The 16,525-nt window shown below is 67.4% G+C and carries 18 protein-coding genes; 9 read left to right on the forward strand and 9 right to left on the reverse strand.

The genetic code is table 11. From position 1 onward, the window contains the following. Positions 1-66: 66 nt before the first annotated feature. Positions 67-669 (forward strand): dihydrofolate reductase family protein, encoded by a 603-nt coding sequence (locus IRT45_RS22305; protein ID WP_194807776.1) that lies wholly within the window; start codon positions 67-69, stop codon positions 667-669. A 60-nt stretch (positions 670-729) separates the two neighbouring features. After that, positions 730-1,269: a DUF1697 domain-containing protein gene (locus tag IRT45_RS22310; RefSeq protein WP_194807777.1), complete on the forward strand. Its 540-nt coding sequence runs from the start codon at positions 730-732 to the stop codon at positions 1,267-1,269. Between the two features lie 243 nt (positions 1,270-1,512). Here the strand turns inward: IRT45_RS22310 and IRT45_RS22315 are convergent, their stop codons facing one another. Further along, a complete protein-coding gene (locus IRT45_RS22315) occupies positions 1,513-2,178 on the reverse strand; it encodes a TetR/AcrR family transcriptional regulator (protein ID WP_194807778.1) in 666 nt (221 codons plus the stop codon). Between the two features lie 95 nt (positions 2,179-2,273). Between IRT45_RS22315 and IRT45_RS22320 the strand changes: the two genes are divergently transcribed. Beyond that, positions 2,274-2,978: an SDR family oxidoreductase gene (locus IRT45_RS22320; RefSeq protein ID WP_194807779.1), complete on the forward strand. Its 705-nt coding sequence runs from the start codon at positions 2,274-2,276 to the stop codon at positions 2,976-2,978. Between the two features lie 72 nt (positions 2,979-3,050). Here IRT45_RS22320 and IRT45_RS22325 read toward each other — a convergent pair whose 3' ends face one another. After that, positions 3,051-4,343 carry an NAD(P)/FAD-dependent oxidoreductase gene (locus IRT45_RS22325; protein ID WP_194807780.1) on the reverse strand — a complete coding sequence of 431 codons (1,293 nt, stop codon included), beginning with the start codon at positions 4,341-4,343 and terminating at the stop codon, positions 3,051-3,053. A 111-nt stretch (positions 4,344-4,454) separates the two neighbouring features. Here IRT45_RS22325 and IRT45_RS22330 point away from each other — a divergent pair, with 111 nt between their 5' ends. After that, the gene (locus tag IRT45_RS22330) at positions 4,455-5,312 is read left to right on the forward strand and encodes a LysR family transcriptional regulator (RefSeq protein WP_194807834.1); all 858 of its coding nucleotides are present in this window, start codon (positions 4,455-4,457) and stop codon (positions 5,310-5,312) included. Between the two features lie 53 nt (positions 5,313-5,365). Here IRT45_RS22330 and IRT45_RS22335 read toward each other — a convergent pair whose 3' ends face one another. From IRT45_RS22335 to IRT45_RS22355, 5 genes are all read right to left on the reverse strand, one after another. After that, entirely contained in the window at positions 5,366-6,013 is a 648-nt protein-coding gene (locus IRT45_RS22335) for an ATP/GTP-binding protein (protein WP_083871019.1), read from the reverse strand. Beyond that, a complete protein-coding gene (locus IRT45_RS22340; RefSeq protein WP_036504052.1) occupies positions 5,988-6,338 on the reverse strand; it encodes a DUF742 domain-containing protein in 351 nt (116 codons plus the stop codon). The genes IRT45_RS22335 and IRT45_RS22340 overlap by 26 nt, the downstream gene beginning before the upstream one ends. Then, positions 6,335-6,763, reverse strand: a complete 429-nt coding sequence (locus IRT45_RS22345; protein ID WP_194807781.1) for a roadblock/LC7 domain-containing protein — start codon at positions 6,761-6,763, stop codon at positions 6,335-6,337. The genes IRT45_RS22340 and IRT45_RS22345 overlap by 4 nt, the downstream gene beginning before the upstream one ends. Beyond that, positions 6,763-8,244 (reverse strand): ATP-binding protein, encoded by a 1,482-nt coding sequence (locus tag IRT45_RS22350; protein WP_309241097.1) that lies wholly within the window; start codon positions 8,242-8,244, stop codon positions 6,763-6,765. Before IRT45_RS22350 ends, IRT45_RS22345 begins: the two co-directional genes overlap by 1 nt. A gap of 281 nt (positions 8,245-8,525) precedes the next feature. Then, a complete protein-coding gene (locus IRT45_RS22355; protein ID WP_194807783.1) occupies positions 8,526-9,575 on the reverse strand; it encodes an aminoglycoside phosphotransferase family protein in 1,050 nt (349 codons plus the stop codon). 113 nt (positions 9,576-9,688) lie between these two features. On the opposite strand from IRT45_RS22355, the gene IRT45_RS22360 reads away from it, so the two are divergent. Continuing rightward, positions 9,689-10,096, forward strand: coding sequence for a DUF1707 domain-containing protein (locus IRT45_RS22360; RefSeq protein ID WP_194807784.1), 408 nt, complete (start codon positions 9,689-9,691; stop codon positions 10,094-10,096). 82 nt (positions 10,097-10,178) lie between these two features. Here the strand turns inward: IRT45_RS22360 and IRT45_RS22365 are convergent, their stop codons facing one another. Next, positions 10,179-11,138, reverse strand: a complete 960-nt coding sequence (locus tag IRT45_RS22365) for an electron transfer flavoprotein subunit alpha/FixB family protein (RefSeq protein WP_194807785.1) — start codon at positions 11,136-11,138, stop codon at positions 10,179-10,181. 41 nt (positions 11,139-11,179) lie between these two features. After that, positions 11,180-11,965, reverse strand: coding sequence for an electron transfer flavoprotein subunit beta/FixA family protein (locus tag IRT45_RS22370; RefSeq protein WP_036504046.1), 786 nt, complete (start codon positions 11,963-11,965; stop codon positions 11,180-11,182). A 210-nt stretch (positions 11,966-12,175) separates the two neighbouring features. Here IRT45_RS22370 and IRT45_RS22375 point away from each other — a divergent pair, with 210 nt between their 5' ends. Genes IRT45_RS22375 through IRT45_RS22390 form a run of 4 tightly spaced genes read left to right on the forward strand, consistent with a single transcriptional unit; the run spans position 12,176 to position 16,511 of the window. Next, positions 12,176-12,991, forward strand: coding sequence for a bifunctional 2-polyprenyl-6-hydroxyphenol methylase/3-demethylubiquinol 3-O-methyltransferase UbiG (locus IRT45_RS22375; RefSeq protein ID WP_194807786.1), 816 nt, complete (start codon positions 12,176-12,178; stop codon positions 12,989-12,991). Further along, complete coding sequence (locus IRT45_RS22380; RefSeq protein WP_309241098.1) at positions 12,988-14,559, forward strand: glycoside hydrolase family 57 protein; 1,572 nt, start codon at positions 12,988-12,990, stop codon at positions 14,557-14,559. Before IRT45_RS22375 ends, IRT45_RS22380 begins: the two co-directional genes overlap by 4 nt. Continuing rightward, positions 14,556-15,818: a glycosyltransferase family 4 protein gene (locus IRT45_RS22385; protein WP_194807787.1), complete on the forward strand. Its 1,263-nt coding sequence runs from the start codon at positions 14,556-14,558 to the stop codon at positions 15,816-15,818. The genes IRT45_RS22380 and IRT45_RS22385 overlap by 4 nt, the downstream gene beginning before the upstream one ends. Before the next feature lie 51 nt (positions 15,819-15,869). Beyond that, positions 15,870-16,511 (forward strand): PadR family transcriptional regulator, encoded by a 642-nt coding sequence (locus tag IRT45_RS22390; RefSeq protein ID WP_194807788.1) that lies wholly within the window; start codon positions 15,870-15,872, stop codon positions 16,509-16,511. The last annotated feature ends 14 nt before the right edge of the window (positions 16,512-16,525 follow it).

Here is a 16,525-nt window from a genome sequence, read left to right on the forward strand (position 1 = left end):
CCATTTCGGCCGATGCTGCGGTGTCTGTCTCTGTAGAAGTCCCGCCACCCACAGAGGAGTACCGCCATGGGAAAGATCGTCGTCTTCGAAAACGTATCGCTCGACGGAGTGACCCAGGATCCGACCGGTGAGGAGGGTTTCAGCGGTGCGGATTGGCGTGCGGCGCTGTCACCGGAGGACCGCGCGGAATGGGCCCGGCTGATTCACGACGATGTGCTGGACGCCCAGGCACTGCTGCTGGGCAGGCGCAGTTACGAATACTTCGCTGCCCGGTATCCGCGGCGCACCGGCGCGACCGCGGACCGCATGAACGGTCTGCCGAAATACGTTGTGTCCGCGACGCTGCCGGATCCCGAGTGGAACAACACGACCGTGCTGCGGGGCGATCTCGCCGAGCAGGTGTCGAGAGTGCGACACCTCGTCGACGGCGAGATCCGGGTCTACGCGAGTACCGAATTGGTCCACGCGCTGACCGGCCACGGCCTGGTCGACGAGGTGCGACTGGCGGTATTTCCGGTGGTGATGGGTGCGGGGAGCCGGCTCTTCGCGCACACCGGCGGCTCGGCACCGGTATCGCCGCGCCACGTGCGGCTCACCGGCGTTCGCACGGTCGGCACGAGCCTCGCCCATCTGACCTACGAACGCCTGCCGGACGCGTCCGCCGGATAGCCCGATCCTCCGGCCGCGGAACCGGCGTTCCTGTCGGTGGCGCCGGGTAGCCTTCCGCTCATGAACCGGTATGCGGCCTGGTTGCGGGGGATCATGCCCAGCAATCCGAATATGCGCAACGAGAAGGTGCGGGCGGTCTTCGAGGGACTCGGCTACGAGGGCGTCGGGTCGGTGCTGGCGAGCGGGAACATCGTCTTCGGCAGCACCGAAACCGATATCGCCGCAATGGAATCGCGTATTCAGGCGGCGTTGCAGGCGGAGCTGGGCATCGCCGGCGGCACCATCATCCGCAGCCGCGACGAAGTGCAGAAACTGGTCGATTCGGATCCCTTTCCCGGCCTCACGCACTGCCGCGGCACCTACCTCACCGCGACGTTCGTGAAGGATCGCGCGGGCGCCGCACCGCCCGAACTACCCCGCGACCTGGAGTCGGCCGTGCGGATCGTGCGCTTCGACGAACCGGCGCGAGCTCTGCTGGCGGTCCTCGACAACTCCGTCGCGGGGACTCCCAATCACATGGCGTGGCTCGAGACCGTCTACGGCAAGGACATCACCACCCGCACCTGGCTCACCGTCCAAAAAGTGCTCGCCAAGCTGTAGTTTTTCCTTCTCGAGGTCTTGACTGGAGAAAAATCAGGAGGAAACTAGGTGATACACCGGAACACCGGAAATCATCACGTAGTCGGACGAGACGTCGAACGACCGGCGAGGTGGTTTCCAGGATCTGGCCAGGCCCCCGGCAAGCCAGTCGAATATCCCGAACGATCAGCGACGACTGACGTTCAGGTATCGATGGAGACTACCGGGGACTGCTGTGTCCGGGGGTCTTCAGCCGAGAGTTCTTCAGCCGAGAGTCATTGCCGCGCGGACCTGTTCGGGGTCGAGCGCGCTGCCCGGCAGGGGGTGGGCGGCCTCGGCGCGTAAGCCGTCGAGCAGGACCGTCAGATGCCGGCGCCACGCCTCGGGTGCGACGTCGCGTACGCCATCGGTCGCGCGCACCACCGACCACAGCAGCAGACCGAGATCGGTTTCGGTGACGTCGCTACGCAGCTGCCCGGCCTCCTGCGCCCGGGCCACCAGTTGCCGGAACAGAATGTGGCCCTGATGTTTCGCCACTTCGATCGGACTGTCGGCGGGCAGCGAGTACACGCAGATATCGGTGAAGCCGCGGTCGTTCGCCTGCCACTGCGCCAGCTTCGTGAGATGGTCGACCAGGCCGATCCAGGGGTCCTCCGCCCGCAATGCCTCCTCCGCGCTGCGGCCCGACGCCACGACCAGGTCCAGGAGCGCATCGTCGATCAGCGCTTCGCGGGTGGGGAAGTGGTTGTAGAGCGTGCCGATGCTGACTCCGGCGTCGCGTGCGATCTGATTCAGCGAGGCGTCGAGGCCCTCGGCCGTGAACCGCCGCCGGGCCGCCGCGGCGATCTTGTCCCGGTTGTCCCGGGCATCACGACGCCGCGGACGCGCGCCGACGATCGTATCCCCGGTACTCGCCACCTGCTCGGCCATGACCTCACACTAACAACTTGAAAACCCACTCGACTTGGCCTTAACTTGAGGGGGTGCTCAATTTGAGTGCCATCTCGAGTTATGGAGGTTCGGCCATGCCACATCTGGCAGTGTTCGGTGCGGGTCCCGCGCTCGGATTGTCGGCGGCGCTGCGTTTCGGCCGTGCGGGCTATTCGGTGACATTGATCGCGCGCAACCCCGAGACGCTCGAACGGTTGCGGGCCCGGCTCGCGGCCGAGGAGATCGAGGTGGATGTGCTGCTCGCCGATCTCACCGACGACGCTCGGATCGACCACGTACTCGCCGAATTGCGGGCGGGGCACGGGCTTGCGGACGTTGTGATCTACAGCCCGGGTGATGTGAGCCGGCTCCCGGTGGACGCGTTGTCGCTGGACGCGGACACCTTGCGCAGCTGGCTGCCGATCAACCTGACCACGCCGGTGCGCATCATGCACGCGCTGCTGCCCGCGATGTCGGCCCGCGGCTCCGGCGCCGTCCTCATCGCTCAGGGGGGATCGGTGCGCGAACCACAAGCGGCGCTGGCCAGTTCGAGCGTGCCGCAGTCGGCCTTGCTCAACTATCTGCACTCGATCGATCAGCAGGTCCGCCCGAGCGGAGTGCGGGTGGGCGCTCTGCTCATCACCCGCCTCATCGAAAACAGTGCGGCGCAACAGCTGTTCGATTCCGGCCGCTTCGCCACGGTGGAACCCGACGACATTCGGCGCGTACATCCCGATGTCCTCGCCGAGGATCTGTTCGCCATGGCCACCACCGACGCGGAAGTCGAGCGAGCGGCGTGAGACTCCGAGGCCGCGCGTTCCGGCCCGCATCGTCGGCGCGGGCCGGAAGGTGGAACGTCGGTGGGAGTGACGCTAAGCCGCTTGCCGGTTCTCGGGAACCGTCGTCGCCCGCGGCTTGTCGCTCTCGTCGAAGCCCGGGCGGCCCGTGCCGATGAACGCCACCAGCCAGGACAGGACCGCGACGAAGCGGTTGCGGAAGCCGACCAGATAGACCAGGTGGACGGCGAGCCAGGTGGCCCAGGCGACGGTGCCGGTGAACTTGATGCGGTCGTTGAGCTTGGTGACCGCGCTGAACCGGCTGATCACGGCCATCGAGCCCTTGTCCCAGTACACGAACGGGGTGCCGGGCTGCTTCTTGCGGCGGATGATGTCAGCGACGTGGCGGCCCTCCTGCATGGCCGTCGGCGACTGGCCCGGATAGCCGTTCAGCGACGTCATATCGCCGATGGCGTAGATATCGGCGTGCCCGCCCACCGTGCAGTCCGGGTTGATCAGAAGCCGTCCGGCGCGGTCGGTGTCGCAGCCGGTGGCCTCGGCCAGCAGCGTGGCGAATCCGCCGGCCGCCACACCCGCCGACCACACCACGGTCTCGGCGCCGATACCGCGCTCGACACCGTCCTTGGTCTTCACCGTCACCTTGCCGGCCTCGATATCGGTGACGAAGGTGTCCAGCAGGACCTCGACGCCGTTGCGGCTCAACGATTCGCGCGCATACTCCGACAGGCTGCCGCCGAACGGCGGCAACACCGCGCCGGCACCCTCGACCAGGGTTACCGAGATCTCCTGGTGATAGTGGCGTTTCGCGAGCTCCTTGAGCTGGCCGGCGACCTCGACGCCGGTCGGGCCCGCCCCGACGACCACGAAGCTCAGCAGCCGTTCACGGGTTTCCGGATCGGCCTTCGCCGCCTCGGCGAACACGCGCTCGATCTGCGCGCGCAGCAGTTTGGCATCGTCGATGGTCTTGAGCGAGAACGTCTTCTCCGCGAAATCGTCGCGGCCGAAATACGATTGGGTGGCCCCGGTGGCCGCGATCAGCGAGCCGTAGCGAATCTTGCGCGGGCCCTGCTCGGTGTCGTAGGTGAGTACGGCGGCATCGGCGTCGATATCGACGACCTTGCCCAGCCGTACATCCGAGCCCTTGTGCCGGCGCAGGATCTGCGCGATCGGCGGGGCGATATCGGTGGACGGGAGCACACCCGTCGCTACCTGATAGAGCAGCGGCTGGAACAGATGTTCCGGCGTCGCCGAGATGAGCACGTAATTGATTCCCGATTTGCTGAGCTGCTTCGCGGCGGCGAGCCCGCCGAACCCCGAACCCACGATGACCACATCGGTGGTTTCGATTCCCGCATCCACGTCTTGCATGACAGCCTCCTTCTGTCATGAGTAAACGCGATTCATAGGTTGGATGTTTCGGGGGTCAGGGCGCATAATATTGATGACTCTTATCTAGATCATTCATGAATGGAGATCTTGATGGAACTGCGTCAGCTCACCTACTTCGTCGCGGTGTGCGAGGAGTTGAGCTTCAGTCGCGCCGCTGTGCGCTGCTTCATATCGCAATCGGCTATCAGTCATCAAATCGCGCGGCTCGAACATGATCTTGGTGTTCAGCTCTTCGAACGCTCCACGCGCTCGGTTGTGCCGACTGAGGCAACTATTCGGCTACTTCCCCTTGCGAAACAAATGCTGAGCCTCGAATCCGCTATTCGCGCAGCTGTACGCGACTCGGGGCCGCGCATTCGCCTGGCGGCGAACATGTCTTTCGCAACAAGATCGCTATCGGCGATAGCCGGAGCACGCGAAGCGCATCCGGGTGCCGAAATCGAGTTCGTGATCAAGCCTTTCCGGCAGCGCATCGCCGCGGTCGCAGACGGTGACTGTGATCTCGCTCTCATCAGGGGCAGTGTCGAACAGCCCGGTCTCACGGTCGAACAGCTGTGGGTGGAGGACCTCGTCATCGCCGCCTCCACCGCCCACCCGTTGGCCGGCCGCGGTGATGTGACATTGGCCGAGTTGGGGAAATATCCGCTCCTGCTGCCGCCGGAGGCGGAACAGGTGCTTCTGCACAACGTCGTCCGGCACGCGTTCGCCGAACTGCCGACCCGGCCCAGCTACGGTCCGCCGATCCCCCCGGACCACACCGCGACAATGGAATTGATCAACCGGCCGGACGCCTGGACCATCCTGTACGCCGACAGTGCCACCGAAGGTATCGCCACCCTGAAACTCGCGGGGCGGCCGCTGCGCGTTCCGGTATCGGCCGTGCTCCGCAGCGATGTCCGGCGCTCACCGATCCTGGTCACCCTGCTGGCCGCCCTGCACAGCTCCTGATATGAACAACGCCGCACCGGAGGCCGGTGCGGCGTTGCTCGGGTCGGAAACGTTCAGGACCGCGGTTCGAGCCGGTGGAACAGGAATTCCACCAGCGTGATCAGCGAGCGCAGGCAGGTGCCGCGGTCACGCGCGTCCAGCGCGGTGAGCGGGGTACCCGGTTCCAGATCGAGCGCATCGCGGATCTCGCTGAGCGGGAAGCGATGCGCACCGTCGAACTCGTTGATGGCCACGGAATACGGCACGCCGCGTTCCTCGAGGATGGACAGCACCTCGTCGGCCTTGTCGATGCGGCGGGTGTCGACCAGCACCAGCGCACCGAGTGCGCCGTTGGCGAGCTCCTCCCACAACGGCAGGAATCGGCGCTGCCCCGGCGTACCGAACAGGTACAGCGCCAGTTGCGGATTGAGCGTGATGCGCCCGAAATCCATGGCCACCGTGGTGGTCTGCTTGCCCGGGAGTCCGGCCATGTCGTCGATACCGACGCTGGCCTCGGTAATGGTCTCTTCCGTGCGCAGCGGACGGATCTCCGAGACGCTGCTGACGAACGTGGTCTTACCGACGCCGAAATTGCCTGCAACCAATAGCTTCACCGACCGCGTGACCGTTTCCGGTACATAGTCGACCGTACGGTCGGTCACAGCGGCGGGTCGTTCGGACAGGGCAGTCGGGCGCTCAGACGGCGAGAGCGCGGAGCCCATTCAGTACCTCCTCGAGCAGGGCGACCTCCGGCACATAATCCGCCGGGGTCGGGTTGACCAGATGGCCGCTGTCGAGCAGGTCCGATACCACGATCTTCACTACCGAGGGCGGCAGGTCGAGATATGCGGCCACCTCGGCGAGCGACAGTGCAGCGTGCCGACTACAGACGTTCAAAACCCGGCGCGCGTCCGGACTGGCACCGGGCGTCGGATCCTGTGCTGCCACAACAAGTGTCACCAGGTCGACCGAACGACTCGCACGGGTACGTCCGCCCGTGCGTACGTAGGCACGGACCAGGTCGGGATCGCGCCGGTGCTTGCTCATGCCCGATCGCTACCGGGCCTGTGGCGGGGCAGGCTGCCGAGTTCGCGGCCGACTCTGACGGCGAGTTCGTTCATCCGGTGCGCGACCATGCTGACGTCGACGTCGGGCATGGTCGAGACGCCGATCAGGGCGCCCTCACCGGCCGCGGTGATGAAGATCATGCCCTCGTCGTACTCGGTCATGTTCTGCCGCACCGAATTCGCGGGGCCACAGAATTCGCTGAGGGCCTTGCCCAGGGATCTGAGGCCCGACGCCGCCGCGGCGAAGCGCTCGGCGTCGTCGAGGGAGATGGCGCCGACGTGTGCGATGCGCAGGCCGTCTTCGGACAGTAGTACGGCGAATCGGACGCCGGGAACGGTCAGATCCTCGAGCATCCACGACAGCTTGTTGTCGCCGTCGGTCACAGTGGTGCCGGGTGTGGCCATCAGGATGTCATCCCTTCGGAGTTGTCATGTGCGGCTGCACGTCCGCTGGTGGAACCGGTCTGCCAGGCTTCGGCGATATCGACGCGGGGCAGGCCCGTATCGGTATGCGGCTGTCCGGTATCGGTGCGGGGCCCGCGGGCGGAGGCGGGCAACGCCACGCTGCGCCGCCGCCGGCGCGGCAGCCCGCCCGGCGTGATCTCGTGCACCGTGGACGACTGACCGGTCGGTGTCGGGTCCGCGGCCGGCAACGGTTCGGCCTCGGCGACCGGGGCGGCCGGCGCCGGGGCGAGGCTCACCGGGGCGGGGCTCACCGGTGCGGGGGCAACATTGCCGCTCGCGACCGCGGCGGGTGCCGCGGCGACCTCGATCGGTGTGGAAATCGGCGGCGCCGTGACGCTTTCGAGGTTGTCGGGCCGCGCGGCCAGCAGTCCCTCGGGTACGTAGACCATCGCGCGCATACCACCGTAGATATTGGGTCCGTCGATGTACACGGTGAAGCCGTAGCGGCGGGCCAGCGCGGCGATGCCCGGGAAACCCACCCGCGGGGTCGGGCCCAGCTGATGGATGTCGACGGTGCGCTCGCCGGCGAGGACCTGGCGGGCCTCTTCCATCTGCTCGGGATTCATCCGCACACCGGCGTCGTCGATGATCACCGTCAGGCCGTGGTGGCCCTCCTGGAAGGTGACGTCCACGAACGAGGTCGGCGGCGAGTACCGCAGCGCGTTGTCCAGCAGCGTGGCCAGCGTGTGCACCAGCGGTTCGACCGCACGGCTGATGATCACGCGGTCGAGCTGCTGCGGGCGGATCCGGGTGAAGTCGCGGACGCGGCCGATCGCGCCGCCGACGATGTCGGTCAGCGACTGCTGCGGCCAGCGGCGGCCGGGCAGACCACCACAGACGATCACGTACGACTGCGCCTGGCGGATCATCTGCTGGACGCTGTGGTCGATGCGGATCAGCGTCTCGTAGACGTCGTCACCGCGGTGCTGGCGCAGCGCGGCGCTCACCACTTGGCCGACGTCGGCGCCCAGACTGACCACGGAGGTGCCGAACGCGCGCACCGCGGCACTGGTCGCCTCGCGGGAGGCGTTCTCGACCTGTTCGCGGATGCTGGCCTCGGTGGCGGAGATCGCCTGCTGCTTCTCGTAATCCAGCTCGTGGCTGGTGCGTTCATGGGTTTCGGCGGCCACTCGGTGCAGGTCGTCGGCGTAACGCTCGGTCAGCCGCTGCAGCAGCTGGGCGAAGCGAGAACCGCCGCGGTCGATGGCGGGCAATTCGACCGTCGATTCGGCGCGGCGCACGGAGTCGGCCACCAAACCCATTGTGGTGCTCGTGAAATGTTCGAGCTCGTCCTCGTGGGCGCGCAATTCCGCCTCGGCACTGCGGGCGCGGGCGCGCTGCTGCGACGCGTAATACGCGGCATACAGAGCTCCCGCGATCGTCAGTATCAGAATTGCGGCGAGGATCCACGAAAGAGTCACGGCGGTAGCTTGATTCATCAGTTCCCTCGGTGCCGGATTTCCGGCCGCTTCGTCCTTCCCTACTCGACGGCCGCGAACGACGCGGCCGGGATAACACTCAGGTCGGACGGCGGGAACGCGGCAGGCAGGATGATACTGCACCTAACCTGAATGGGACCTCGAAGCGCTTACCGGACAGGCGAATTCACCATCGACCTACCGGTGGAGGATCCCGATCGGCCCCAGCACCCGACGACAGCAAAGATAGCAGCAATTCCGGGTGGCAGCGACCGATTCGTTATCTACGGCTCGGTAGGGAATATGTTCATCGCCGGTGTTTCGGACGCGGCGGGTTCGCCGCGCCTCGATTTCACCTCGAAAGACGCCGCGACGGCGTGCAGCGCGGTGGCGACGGCGAGGTGTAACCGCAGGTCGTCGGCTGCGTGATCATCGACGGCCCAGGCTATTTCCTCCATTGCCCGCAGAAACGCCCACCGCCACGCGCGCCCGGGGTCGACGGCGGTGGCCGTGGCCGTGGCGGTGACCATTCGTTTCGCGTGCTCGGCGGTCGGCAAGCGCTGAATCCGAATCATGATCAGGAAGCCGATATCGAATGCGGCCTCGCCGAGATACGGTTTCGGGTCGATCAGCAGCCACGGCTCCCGCTCGGCGGCAACGATATTGCCCAGGTGGGTATCGCGATTGACGACGACCAGCGGTTCCCGCGGCCGGGACAGTTCGGCGCATCGAGCCGTCGCGGCGTCCAGCAGGGTGAACGGAACGGCGTGAACCAGTTCGGATTTCGGCTGTCCGAAGCGGACCGTCCAGTCGGCGACCAGTGCGGAAACGGTGGGAATGTCCGGATAACCGTCGGGAAGTGCGACGGGCGGGCGGCGCAGACGCCGATACAAGCGGCAGGCCAGATCGACCTTGTCCGCGTGTTCCGGCAGACCTTCCATACTGGGGAATCCGGGCTGCGCCAGCAGTGGCGTACCCGGCCGCGCCCATTCGAGCAGCAGGGCGCCGCTGCCGGGATCGTAGTCGTGCAGGCGGACCGCCCCGTCGCCGTCGTAGCAGTACAGCCCGGCCGCCTCACCCACGTTCTCCTGGTCGACCACCGGAATCTTCAGCACCGCCTCCGAATCGTCGGCGCGGCGGACGGGAGCGGCATAGGAATGGGTGCCACCGGCGAACGCGGAACCGAGCGGCGTCAGTTGCCAGCGCGCGCACAGGGTCTCGACCCGCTCGGGAAGCTCCGCGAGCCAGGTCCGGCCGCGCGCGCCGAAGAACGTTTTCACGGTCTCGACGACCTCGGGTGGGAGCGCGATCGGCGGTCCGGTCGGAGTCGGCACCGCCTCAGCCTGGCCGAGCGCGGCGGGGGAGCGCAAGCGGATTACCGCCTGCCCGTTCGGGTTCCGGGTGATGTTCCCCGGCGCGTGGTGAGGGTCGCCTCTAGGCTTGGCCCGTGGGAAACGAGCACGTGCGGGCCTCGGACGCGGACCGGGAGAAGATCGTCGAGCGATTGCGCTCGGCGATGAACGAGGGGCGATTGAATCTCGCCGAATTCGACGACCGGGTCCAGCAGGTCTACGCCGCGCGCACCTACGGGGAGTTGTCGCCGGTCCTGTCGGATCTGCCCGCGGTGCGGGAGCAGCCGGGCGCCGCGCGGGCCGGTCGGGTGCCGCCCTGGGTGCTGATCATGTGGACGCCGTGGGTCTTCGTCAACATCCTGTGCGTCGTGATCTGGCTGGCCACCGGCGCCGGATACTTCTGGCCGTTCTGGGTCGAGGTGCCGTGGGGACTGGCGCTGTGCATACCGACCGTCATCGGCATCACCGTCGGCAGGAACCAGGCGCCGTGTCCGCCGGACTGAACCCCCGCGAACGCAGACGGCTCGCCGAACCGATACCGCGAGGTACCGATTCGGCGAGCCGTACTCCCTGCAGGGGTCTCGATCAGCCCTTGTGGGTCTTGACCGCCTCGGTCAGCTGCGGCGCGACGTTGAACAGGTCGCCCACGATGCCGTAGTCGCTGATCTCGAAGATCGGCGCCTCTTCGTCCTTGTTGACGGCGACGATGGTCTTCGAGGTCTGCATGCCGGCGCGGTGCTGGATCGCGCCCGAGATACCCAGGGCCACATACAGCTGCGGCGACACGGTCTTACCGGTCTGGCCGACCTGGAACTGGCCCGGGTAGTAGCCCGAGTCGACGGCGGCACGCGAGGCGCCGACCGCGGCACCCAGCGCGTCGGCCAGCGGCTCGACGACCTTGTGGAAGTTGTCCTCGCTGCCGACGCCGCGACCACCGGAGACCACGATGGTGGCCTCGGTGAGTTCCGGACGGTCGCCACCGGCGACGGGCTCGCGGGAGGTCACCTTGGTGACGCCCTCTTCCTGAGCCGGAACCTCGACGGTCACCTTCTCGCCGGCGCCGGCCTGCGGGGCCGCCTCGATCGCGCCCGGGCGCACCGAGATCACCGGCACGTCGCCGGTGGCCTTGGCGTCCACGGTGAACGCGCCACCGAAGATCGAGTGCACGGCGGTGCCGTCGGACTTGACGTCGATGACGTCGACCAGCAGGCCCGAGCCGATGCGGGCGGCCAGGCGACCCGACACCTCCTTGCCCTCGGCGGACGCGGCGACCAGCACGGCGGCCGGCGACGCCGACTCGACCAGACCGGCCAGCACGTCGACCTTCGGGGTGACCAGGAAGCCCTCGACGTCGTCGGACTCGGCGACGTAGATCTTCTCGGCACCGGCCGAGGTCAGCGCGTCGGCCAGCTTGTCGGCGCTACCGGGCGCACCCAGCACGACCGCGGCCGGGGTGCCCAGCGTGCGGGCGGCGGTGAGGAGTTCGGTGGTGACCTTCTTGGGGGCACCTTCGGCGTGCTCGACGAGCACGAGTACTTCTGCCATGTTGCTTCTCCTGAAGTCTGTGGTGATTGCGCTCGGTGGGCTCAGATGACCTTCTGGCCGATGAGGTACTGCGCGACCTGGTTGCCGCCCTCGCCCTCGTCGACGACCTTCTCGCCCGCGGTGCGCGGCGGCTTCGGGGTGACACCGGAGACTGCGGTGCCGGCATTGCCCACGCCGACGGTCGACGGGTCGATGCCCAGGTCGGCCAGGGTGAACGTCTGCACTTCCTTCTTCTTCGCGGCCATGATGCCCTTGAAGGAGGGGAAGCGGGGCTCGTTGATCTTCTCGGTGACCGAGACGATGGCGGGCAGGTTCGCCTCGAGCTTGAACACGCCCTCGTCGGTCTCGCGCTCGCCGGAGATCTTGTCGCCGTCGACGGTCAGCTTGCGCAGGTGGGTGAGCTGCGGGATGCCCAGGTACTCGGCGATGATGGCCGGCACGGCGCCGGCGCGGCCGTCGGTGGCCTCGTTACCGGCGATGACGAGCTCGATGCCTTCGATCTGGCCCAGCGCACCGGCGAGCACCCACGCGGTCTGCACGGCGTCGGAGCCGTGGATGGCGTCGTCCTTGACGTGGATGGCCTTGTCGGCACCCATGGACAGCGCCTTGCGGATGGCCTCGGTGGCACGCTCGGGACCCATGGCGAGAACGGTGACCTCGCCGCCCTGGGCTTCCTTGATCAGCAGAGCCTCTTCGACGGCACGCTCGTTGATCTCGTCCAGGATCGCGTCGGCGGCCTCCCGGTCGAGGGTGTAGTCACCATCGCTGAGCTTGCGCTCGGACCAGGTGTCGGGAACCTGCTTGATCAGTACGACGATGTTCGGCATTGGTCTTCGTCGACCTCCTGTTCTGGTGGCACGTGAGGTGGGGTCGCACGATCGGGTGGCCGTACGTCCACATGAAAAGCTCCGTCACATCTAAAGCTCCGTCCGGGAGATTACCCTACATTAAGTTACTCACGGGTAACTTAGGGTGTGATGTTCTCCATGCCCGGTCCGGACGCCGGTGTGATACAGGCAACCGCTAACGTCGATCCAATGAGTGAGGCTGTCGCCTCCCCGGTGAGCGGGGAGTCTGCCGGGGTGGAGTCGCTGCCACTGACCGGCGAACGGACCGTGCCGGGTATCGCGGAGGAGAACTACTGGTTCCGCCGACACGAGATCGTCTACGCGCGCCTGCTCGAACGCTGCGGCGGGGCAACGGTTCTGGAGGCGGGTTCCGGCGAGGGCTACGGCGCGAACATGATCGCCGACGTCGCCACCCGGGTGATCGGGCTGGACTACGACACCAGCGCGGTGGAACACGTTCGTGCGGCCTACCCGCGGGTCGAGATGATCCAGGGCAATCTCGCCGACCTGCCACTCGACGACGCCTCCGTCGATGTGGTGGTGAACTTCCAGGTCATCGAACATCTCTGGGATCAGGGTCAATTCCTGCGTGAATGCCTGCGGGTGCTGCGCCCCGGCGGGCAGTTGCTGATCAGCACGCCGAACCGGATCACCTTCTCGCCCGGTCGCGATACGCCGTTGAACCCCTTCCACACTCGCGAGCTGAACGCCGCCGAACTCGCGGAACTGCTGGAGCAGGCCGGATTCCGCGTCGACGTGATGGCCGGTGTCCATCACGGCCCGGCGCTGGTGGCTCTCGACGAACAGTGGGGCGGCTCGTTCATCGACGCGCAGATCGAACGGGCGCTGGCCGGTGAGCCCTGGCCGGCCGAACTGACCGCGGCGGTGGCCGGGGTGCGCACCGACGATTTCGAGCTGCGCCCGGCGCCCGGTTCGGCCGTCCCGGCGTGGGATCCGGAGATCGATGCCAGCCTCGATCTGGTCGCCATCGCGGTGAAGCCGTGAGCGATTCGCGGGCGGTGCCGGGCCGGTTCAGCCTGGTCCTGCATTCCCATCTGCCGTGGCTGGTGCATCACGGACGCTGGCCGGTGGGTGAGGAATGGCTGTATCAATCGTGGGCGGCGTCCTATCTGCCCGTCGCCCGGGTATTGAGAACGCTTGCCGCGGAAGGACGTTCGCATCTGCTCAGCTTCGGCATCACGCCGGTGCTGGCCGCGCAGCTCGACGATCCGCACGCGCTGGCGGCCATGCATCACTGGCTGGGGAACTGGCAGATGCGTGCCGACGAGGCATCGATGGCCGGCAAGCGCGAACTGGGCGGCTACGAACACACACTGGCCGCGGAGGCCCTCGCCGATTTCGAACAGCGGTGGCGGCACGGCGGTTCGCCGGTATGGCGGGAACTCATCGACGCCGAGGCGATCGAACTACTGGGCGGTCCGCTGGCGCATCCGTTCCAGCCTCTGCTCGACGCACGCCTGCGTGACTTCCAGTTGCGCGAAGGTCTGGCCGATGCGCGGCATCGCTGGGGACACACCCCGGCGGGGATCTGGGCGCCGGAATGTGGCTTCACTCCGGGGATGGAACAGGGCTATGCCGCAGCGGGTGTGACGCATTTCATGGTCGATGGTCCGGCGCTGCGCGGCGACACCACCCTCGGCCGCCCCGTGTGGGACAGCGACGTGGTCGCCTTCGGACGGGATCTGCAGGTCAGCTATCGGGTGTGGTCGCCGAAATCGGGCTACCCGGGCCAGGCCCACTACCGCGACTTCCACCATTACGACCACGAGACCGGCCTCAAACCCGCGCGCGTCACCGGCAAGCAGGTCGCGGGTCCGGACAAGGCGCCCTACGATCCCGCGGCCGCCGCGGCGGCGATCGAGCGCGATGTCGCCGATTTCGTGGCGACCGTGCGCGAGCGGCTGATCACCGAATCCGAGCGGATCGGCCGGCCGGCGCTGGTGGTGGCGGCCTTCGACACCGAACTGTTCGGCCACTGGTGGCACGAGGGGCCGCAGTGGCTGGAACAGGTGTTGCGCGCCCTGCCCGAGGCCGGCGTCACCGTCGGTACCCTGGCCGACGCCCGGGCGGACGGATTCGTCGGCGCGCCGGTCGAGCTGGCCGATTCGTCGTGGGGGTCGGGAAAGGACTGGCGGGTGTGGGCCGGGGATCAGGTCCGCGACCTGGTCGATCTCAACGCCGAGATCGTGCGCGCGGCCCTGGACACGCTCGACAAGATGGCCGCGCAGTCCGACGGTCTGCGTGATCCGGTCGCCGATCAGCTGCTGCGCGAGGCGATTCTGGCGGTGTCGAGCGACTGGGCGTTCATGGTCAGCAAGGACTCCGCGGCCGGATACGCTCGCGACCGCGCGCATCAGCACGCGCACGCCGTCCGCGAGATCGCCGCGGCGGTCACCGCGGGCCAACTCGCCAAAGCACGGCAGTTGGCGGCAGGATGGTACGCGGCCGACGGATTCTTCCCCGCTCTCGACGCGCGACGGCTCGACGCGCGAGGTACGGACATCCCCGCAGTCGGTCACCGCTCGGCGGGAGCAACAGAAGGATCGGCATGAAGATCTTGATGGTGTCGTGGGAGTACCCACCGGTGGTTGTCGGTGGGCTCGGCCGGCACGTCCATCATCTGGCCGTCGAACTGGCTGCCGCCGGTCACGAGGTCGTCGTTCTCGCGCGCCGGCCGATGGGCACCGACGCCACGACGCATCCCACCCACACCTTCATCGAGGAACGGGTGCTGGTCGTCGCGGTCGCCGAGGATCCGCCCGCCTTCGACTTCGGCGAGGACATGCTCGCCTGGACCCTGGCCATGGGGCACGCGATGGTCCGCGCCGGTATCGCGCTGAGCAAACCGGGTATCGCCGAGGGCTGGACGCCGGATGTGGTGCACGCCCACGACTGGCTGGTCGCGCATTCGGCGATCGCCCTCGCCGAGTACTACGACGTGCCGCTCGTCTCCACCATCCACGCCACCGAGGCGGGCCGGCACAGCGGCTGGGTCTCGGGCCGGGTCAACAAGCAGGTCCATTCGGTCGAATGGTGGCTGGCTCGCGAATCCGACGCCCTCATCACCTGTTCGGCCTCGATGCAGGACGAGGTGGACAAGCTCTACGGCCCCGAACTGGTGCCGGTGACGGTGATCCGCAACGGAATCGACGTGGGGGCGTGGACATTTCGCGATCGCGCGCCGCGGTCGGGCCCGCCGCGACTGCTGTACGTGGGCCGCCTCGAATACGAGAAGGGCGTCCAGGACGCCATCGCCGCGCTGCCGCGGATCCGGCGCGCGCATCCGGGCGCCACGCTGACCATCGCGGGTGTGGGCACGCAGTTCGAATGGTTGCGCGAGCGCGCGCGGGTCCACCGGGTGGCGCGGGCGGTGAATTTCGCCGGGCGCCTGGACCATGCGGAACTGCTGGGCTGGCTGCACGGTGCCGACGCGATCGTGCTGCCCAGTCGCTACGAGCCGTTCGGCATCGTCGCCCTGGAGGCCGCGGCGGCCGGAACGCCGCTGGTGACCTCCACCGCGGGCGGGCTCGGTGAGCTGGTGATCGACGGGGTCACCGGGGCATCCTTCGAACCGGCGGATGTGACCGGACTGGTCGAGGCCGTGACGGCCGTGCTCGACGATCCGATCGCGGCGCAGCAGCGCGCCTACGCCGCTCACGATCGGCTGACCGCCGATTTCGCCTGGGATGTGGTGGCGGCGGAGACGATTCAGGTCTATCAGGCCGCCAAGCGCCGGGTTCGCAATCCGCTGGGCCGCCCGGTCATCACCGAACGCCCACTGCCGGAACGGGATTCGAATAACCCGTTGTGATCGGCCGGGTCGCGGCGGCGGCCGCCGGGCGGCGGGGGCAGAATTTTCGGTATGGCTGTTCCGACGACTCGACTGCTGGTACTGGCCGTGGTGCGGCTGCTGCAACCCGTGCACGGCTACGACGTGCGGCGTGAGCTGCTGTCCTGGCATGCCGACGAATGGGCCAACGTCAAACCCGGCTCGGTCTACGGTGCGCTGAACACCCTCGAGCGCGACGGGCTCATCGCCGTCGAGGGTGTGGGCCAGGACGGCGCGCGACCGGAGCGGACCACGTACCGGCTGACATCCGAAGGGGAGAAGGTACTCGCCGATCTGATCCGGGAGGGTCTGTGGTCGGCCGAGCAGCCGAAACATCCGTATCACGCCGCGGTGGCGTTGTTCCCGTTCGCGCCGCGCGGCGATGTGATCGCGGCATTGCGCAGCCGCATCCTGAAGTTCGAGGCCGATCTGGGCTACTTCGAGCGGGAGGAGCAGCGGATCCTGTCCGGCAGCGGAGATCCGACCGAAACCGAGCCGTATCACGTGGCCGACGCTGTGGCGCTGGCCGCCGCTCATACTCGCGCCGACCTGGAGTGGTCGCGAAAAACCCTGCAGCGCATCGAGAACGGTGAGCTGGATGTCTGGTCTTCGGCGCCGTACAGGATCTTCGACCAGGCGCGGGATCAGGCGGGAGCCGCCGTTGATCAAGACTGAATAGTAAAGCTTGA

Origin of the sequence: Nocardia sp. BSTN01 (assembly GCF_015354405.1) — a bacterium.
In the GTDB taxonomy this organism is placed as follows: Bacteria; Actinomycetota; Actinomycetes; order Mycobacteriales; family Mycobacteriaceae; genus Nocardia.

What these genes read in the sequence shown, in the direction of transcription:
- IRT45_RS22305 (WP_194807776.1), top strand. Translation starts at nt 67, where the DNA reads ATGGGAAAGATCGTCGTCTTCGAAAACGTATCGCTCGACGGAGTGACC.
- IRT45_RS22310 (WP_194807777.1), top strand. Translation starts at nt 730, where the DNA reads ATGAACCGGTATGCGGCCTGGTTGCGGGGGATCATGCCCAGCAATCCG.
- IRT45_RS22315 (WP_194807778.1), bottom strand. Translation starts at nt 2,178, where the DNA reads ATGGCCGAGCAGGTGGCGAGTACCGGGGATACGATCGTCGGCGCGCGT.
- IRT45_RS22320 (WP_194807779.1), top strand. Translation starts at nt 2,274, where the DNA reads ATGCCACATCTGGCAGTGTTCGGTGCGGGTCCCGCGCTCGGATTGTCG.
- IRT45_RS22325 (WP_194807780.1), bottom strand. Translation starts at nt 4,343, where the DNA reads ATGCAAGACGTGGATGCGGGAATCGAAACCACCGATGTGGTCATCGTG.
- IRT45_RS22330 (WP_194807834.1), top strand. Translation starts at nt 4,455, where the DNA reads ATGGAACTGCGTCAGCTCACCTACTTCGTCGCGGTGTGCGAGGAGTTG.
- IRT45_RS22335 (WP_083871019.1), bottom strand. Translation starts at nt 6,013, where the DNA reads ATGGGCTCCGCGCTCTCGCCGTCTGAGCGCCCGACTGCCCTGTCCGAA.
- IRT45_RS22340 (WP_036504052.1), bottom strand. Translation starts at nt 6,338, where the DNA reads ATGAGCAAGCACCGGCGCGATCCCGACCTGGTCCGTGCCTACGTACGC.
- IRT45_RS22345 (WP_194807781.1), bottom strand. Translation starts at nt 6,763, where the DNA reads ATGGCCACACCCGGCACCACTGTGACCGACGGCGACAACAAGCTGTCG.
- IRT45_RS22365 (WP_194807785.1), bottom strand. Translation starts at nt 11,138, where the DNA reads ATGGCAGAAGTACTCGTGCTCGTCGAGCACGCCGAAGGTGCCCCCAAG.
- IRT45_RS22370 (WP_036504046.1), bottom strand. Translation starts at nt 11,965, where the DNA reads ATGCCGAACATCGTCGTACTGATCAAGCAGGTTCCCGACACCTGGTCC.
- IRT45_RS22375 (WP_194807786.1), top strand. Translation starts at nt 12,176, where the DNA reads ATGAGTGAGGCTGTCGCCTCCCCGGTGAGCGGGGAGTCTGCCGGGGTG.
- IRT45_RS22385 (WP_194807787.1), top strand. Translation starts at nt 14,556, where the DNA reads ATGAAGATCTTGATGGTGTCGTGGGAGTACCCACCGGTGGTTGTCGGT.
- IRT45_RS22390 (WP_194807788.1), top strand. Translation starts at nt 15,870, where the DNA reads ATGGCTGTTCCGACGACTCGACTGCTGGTACTGGCCGTGGTGCGGCTG.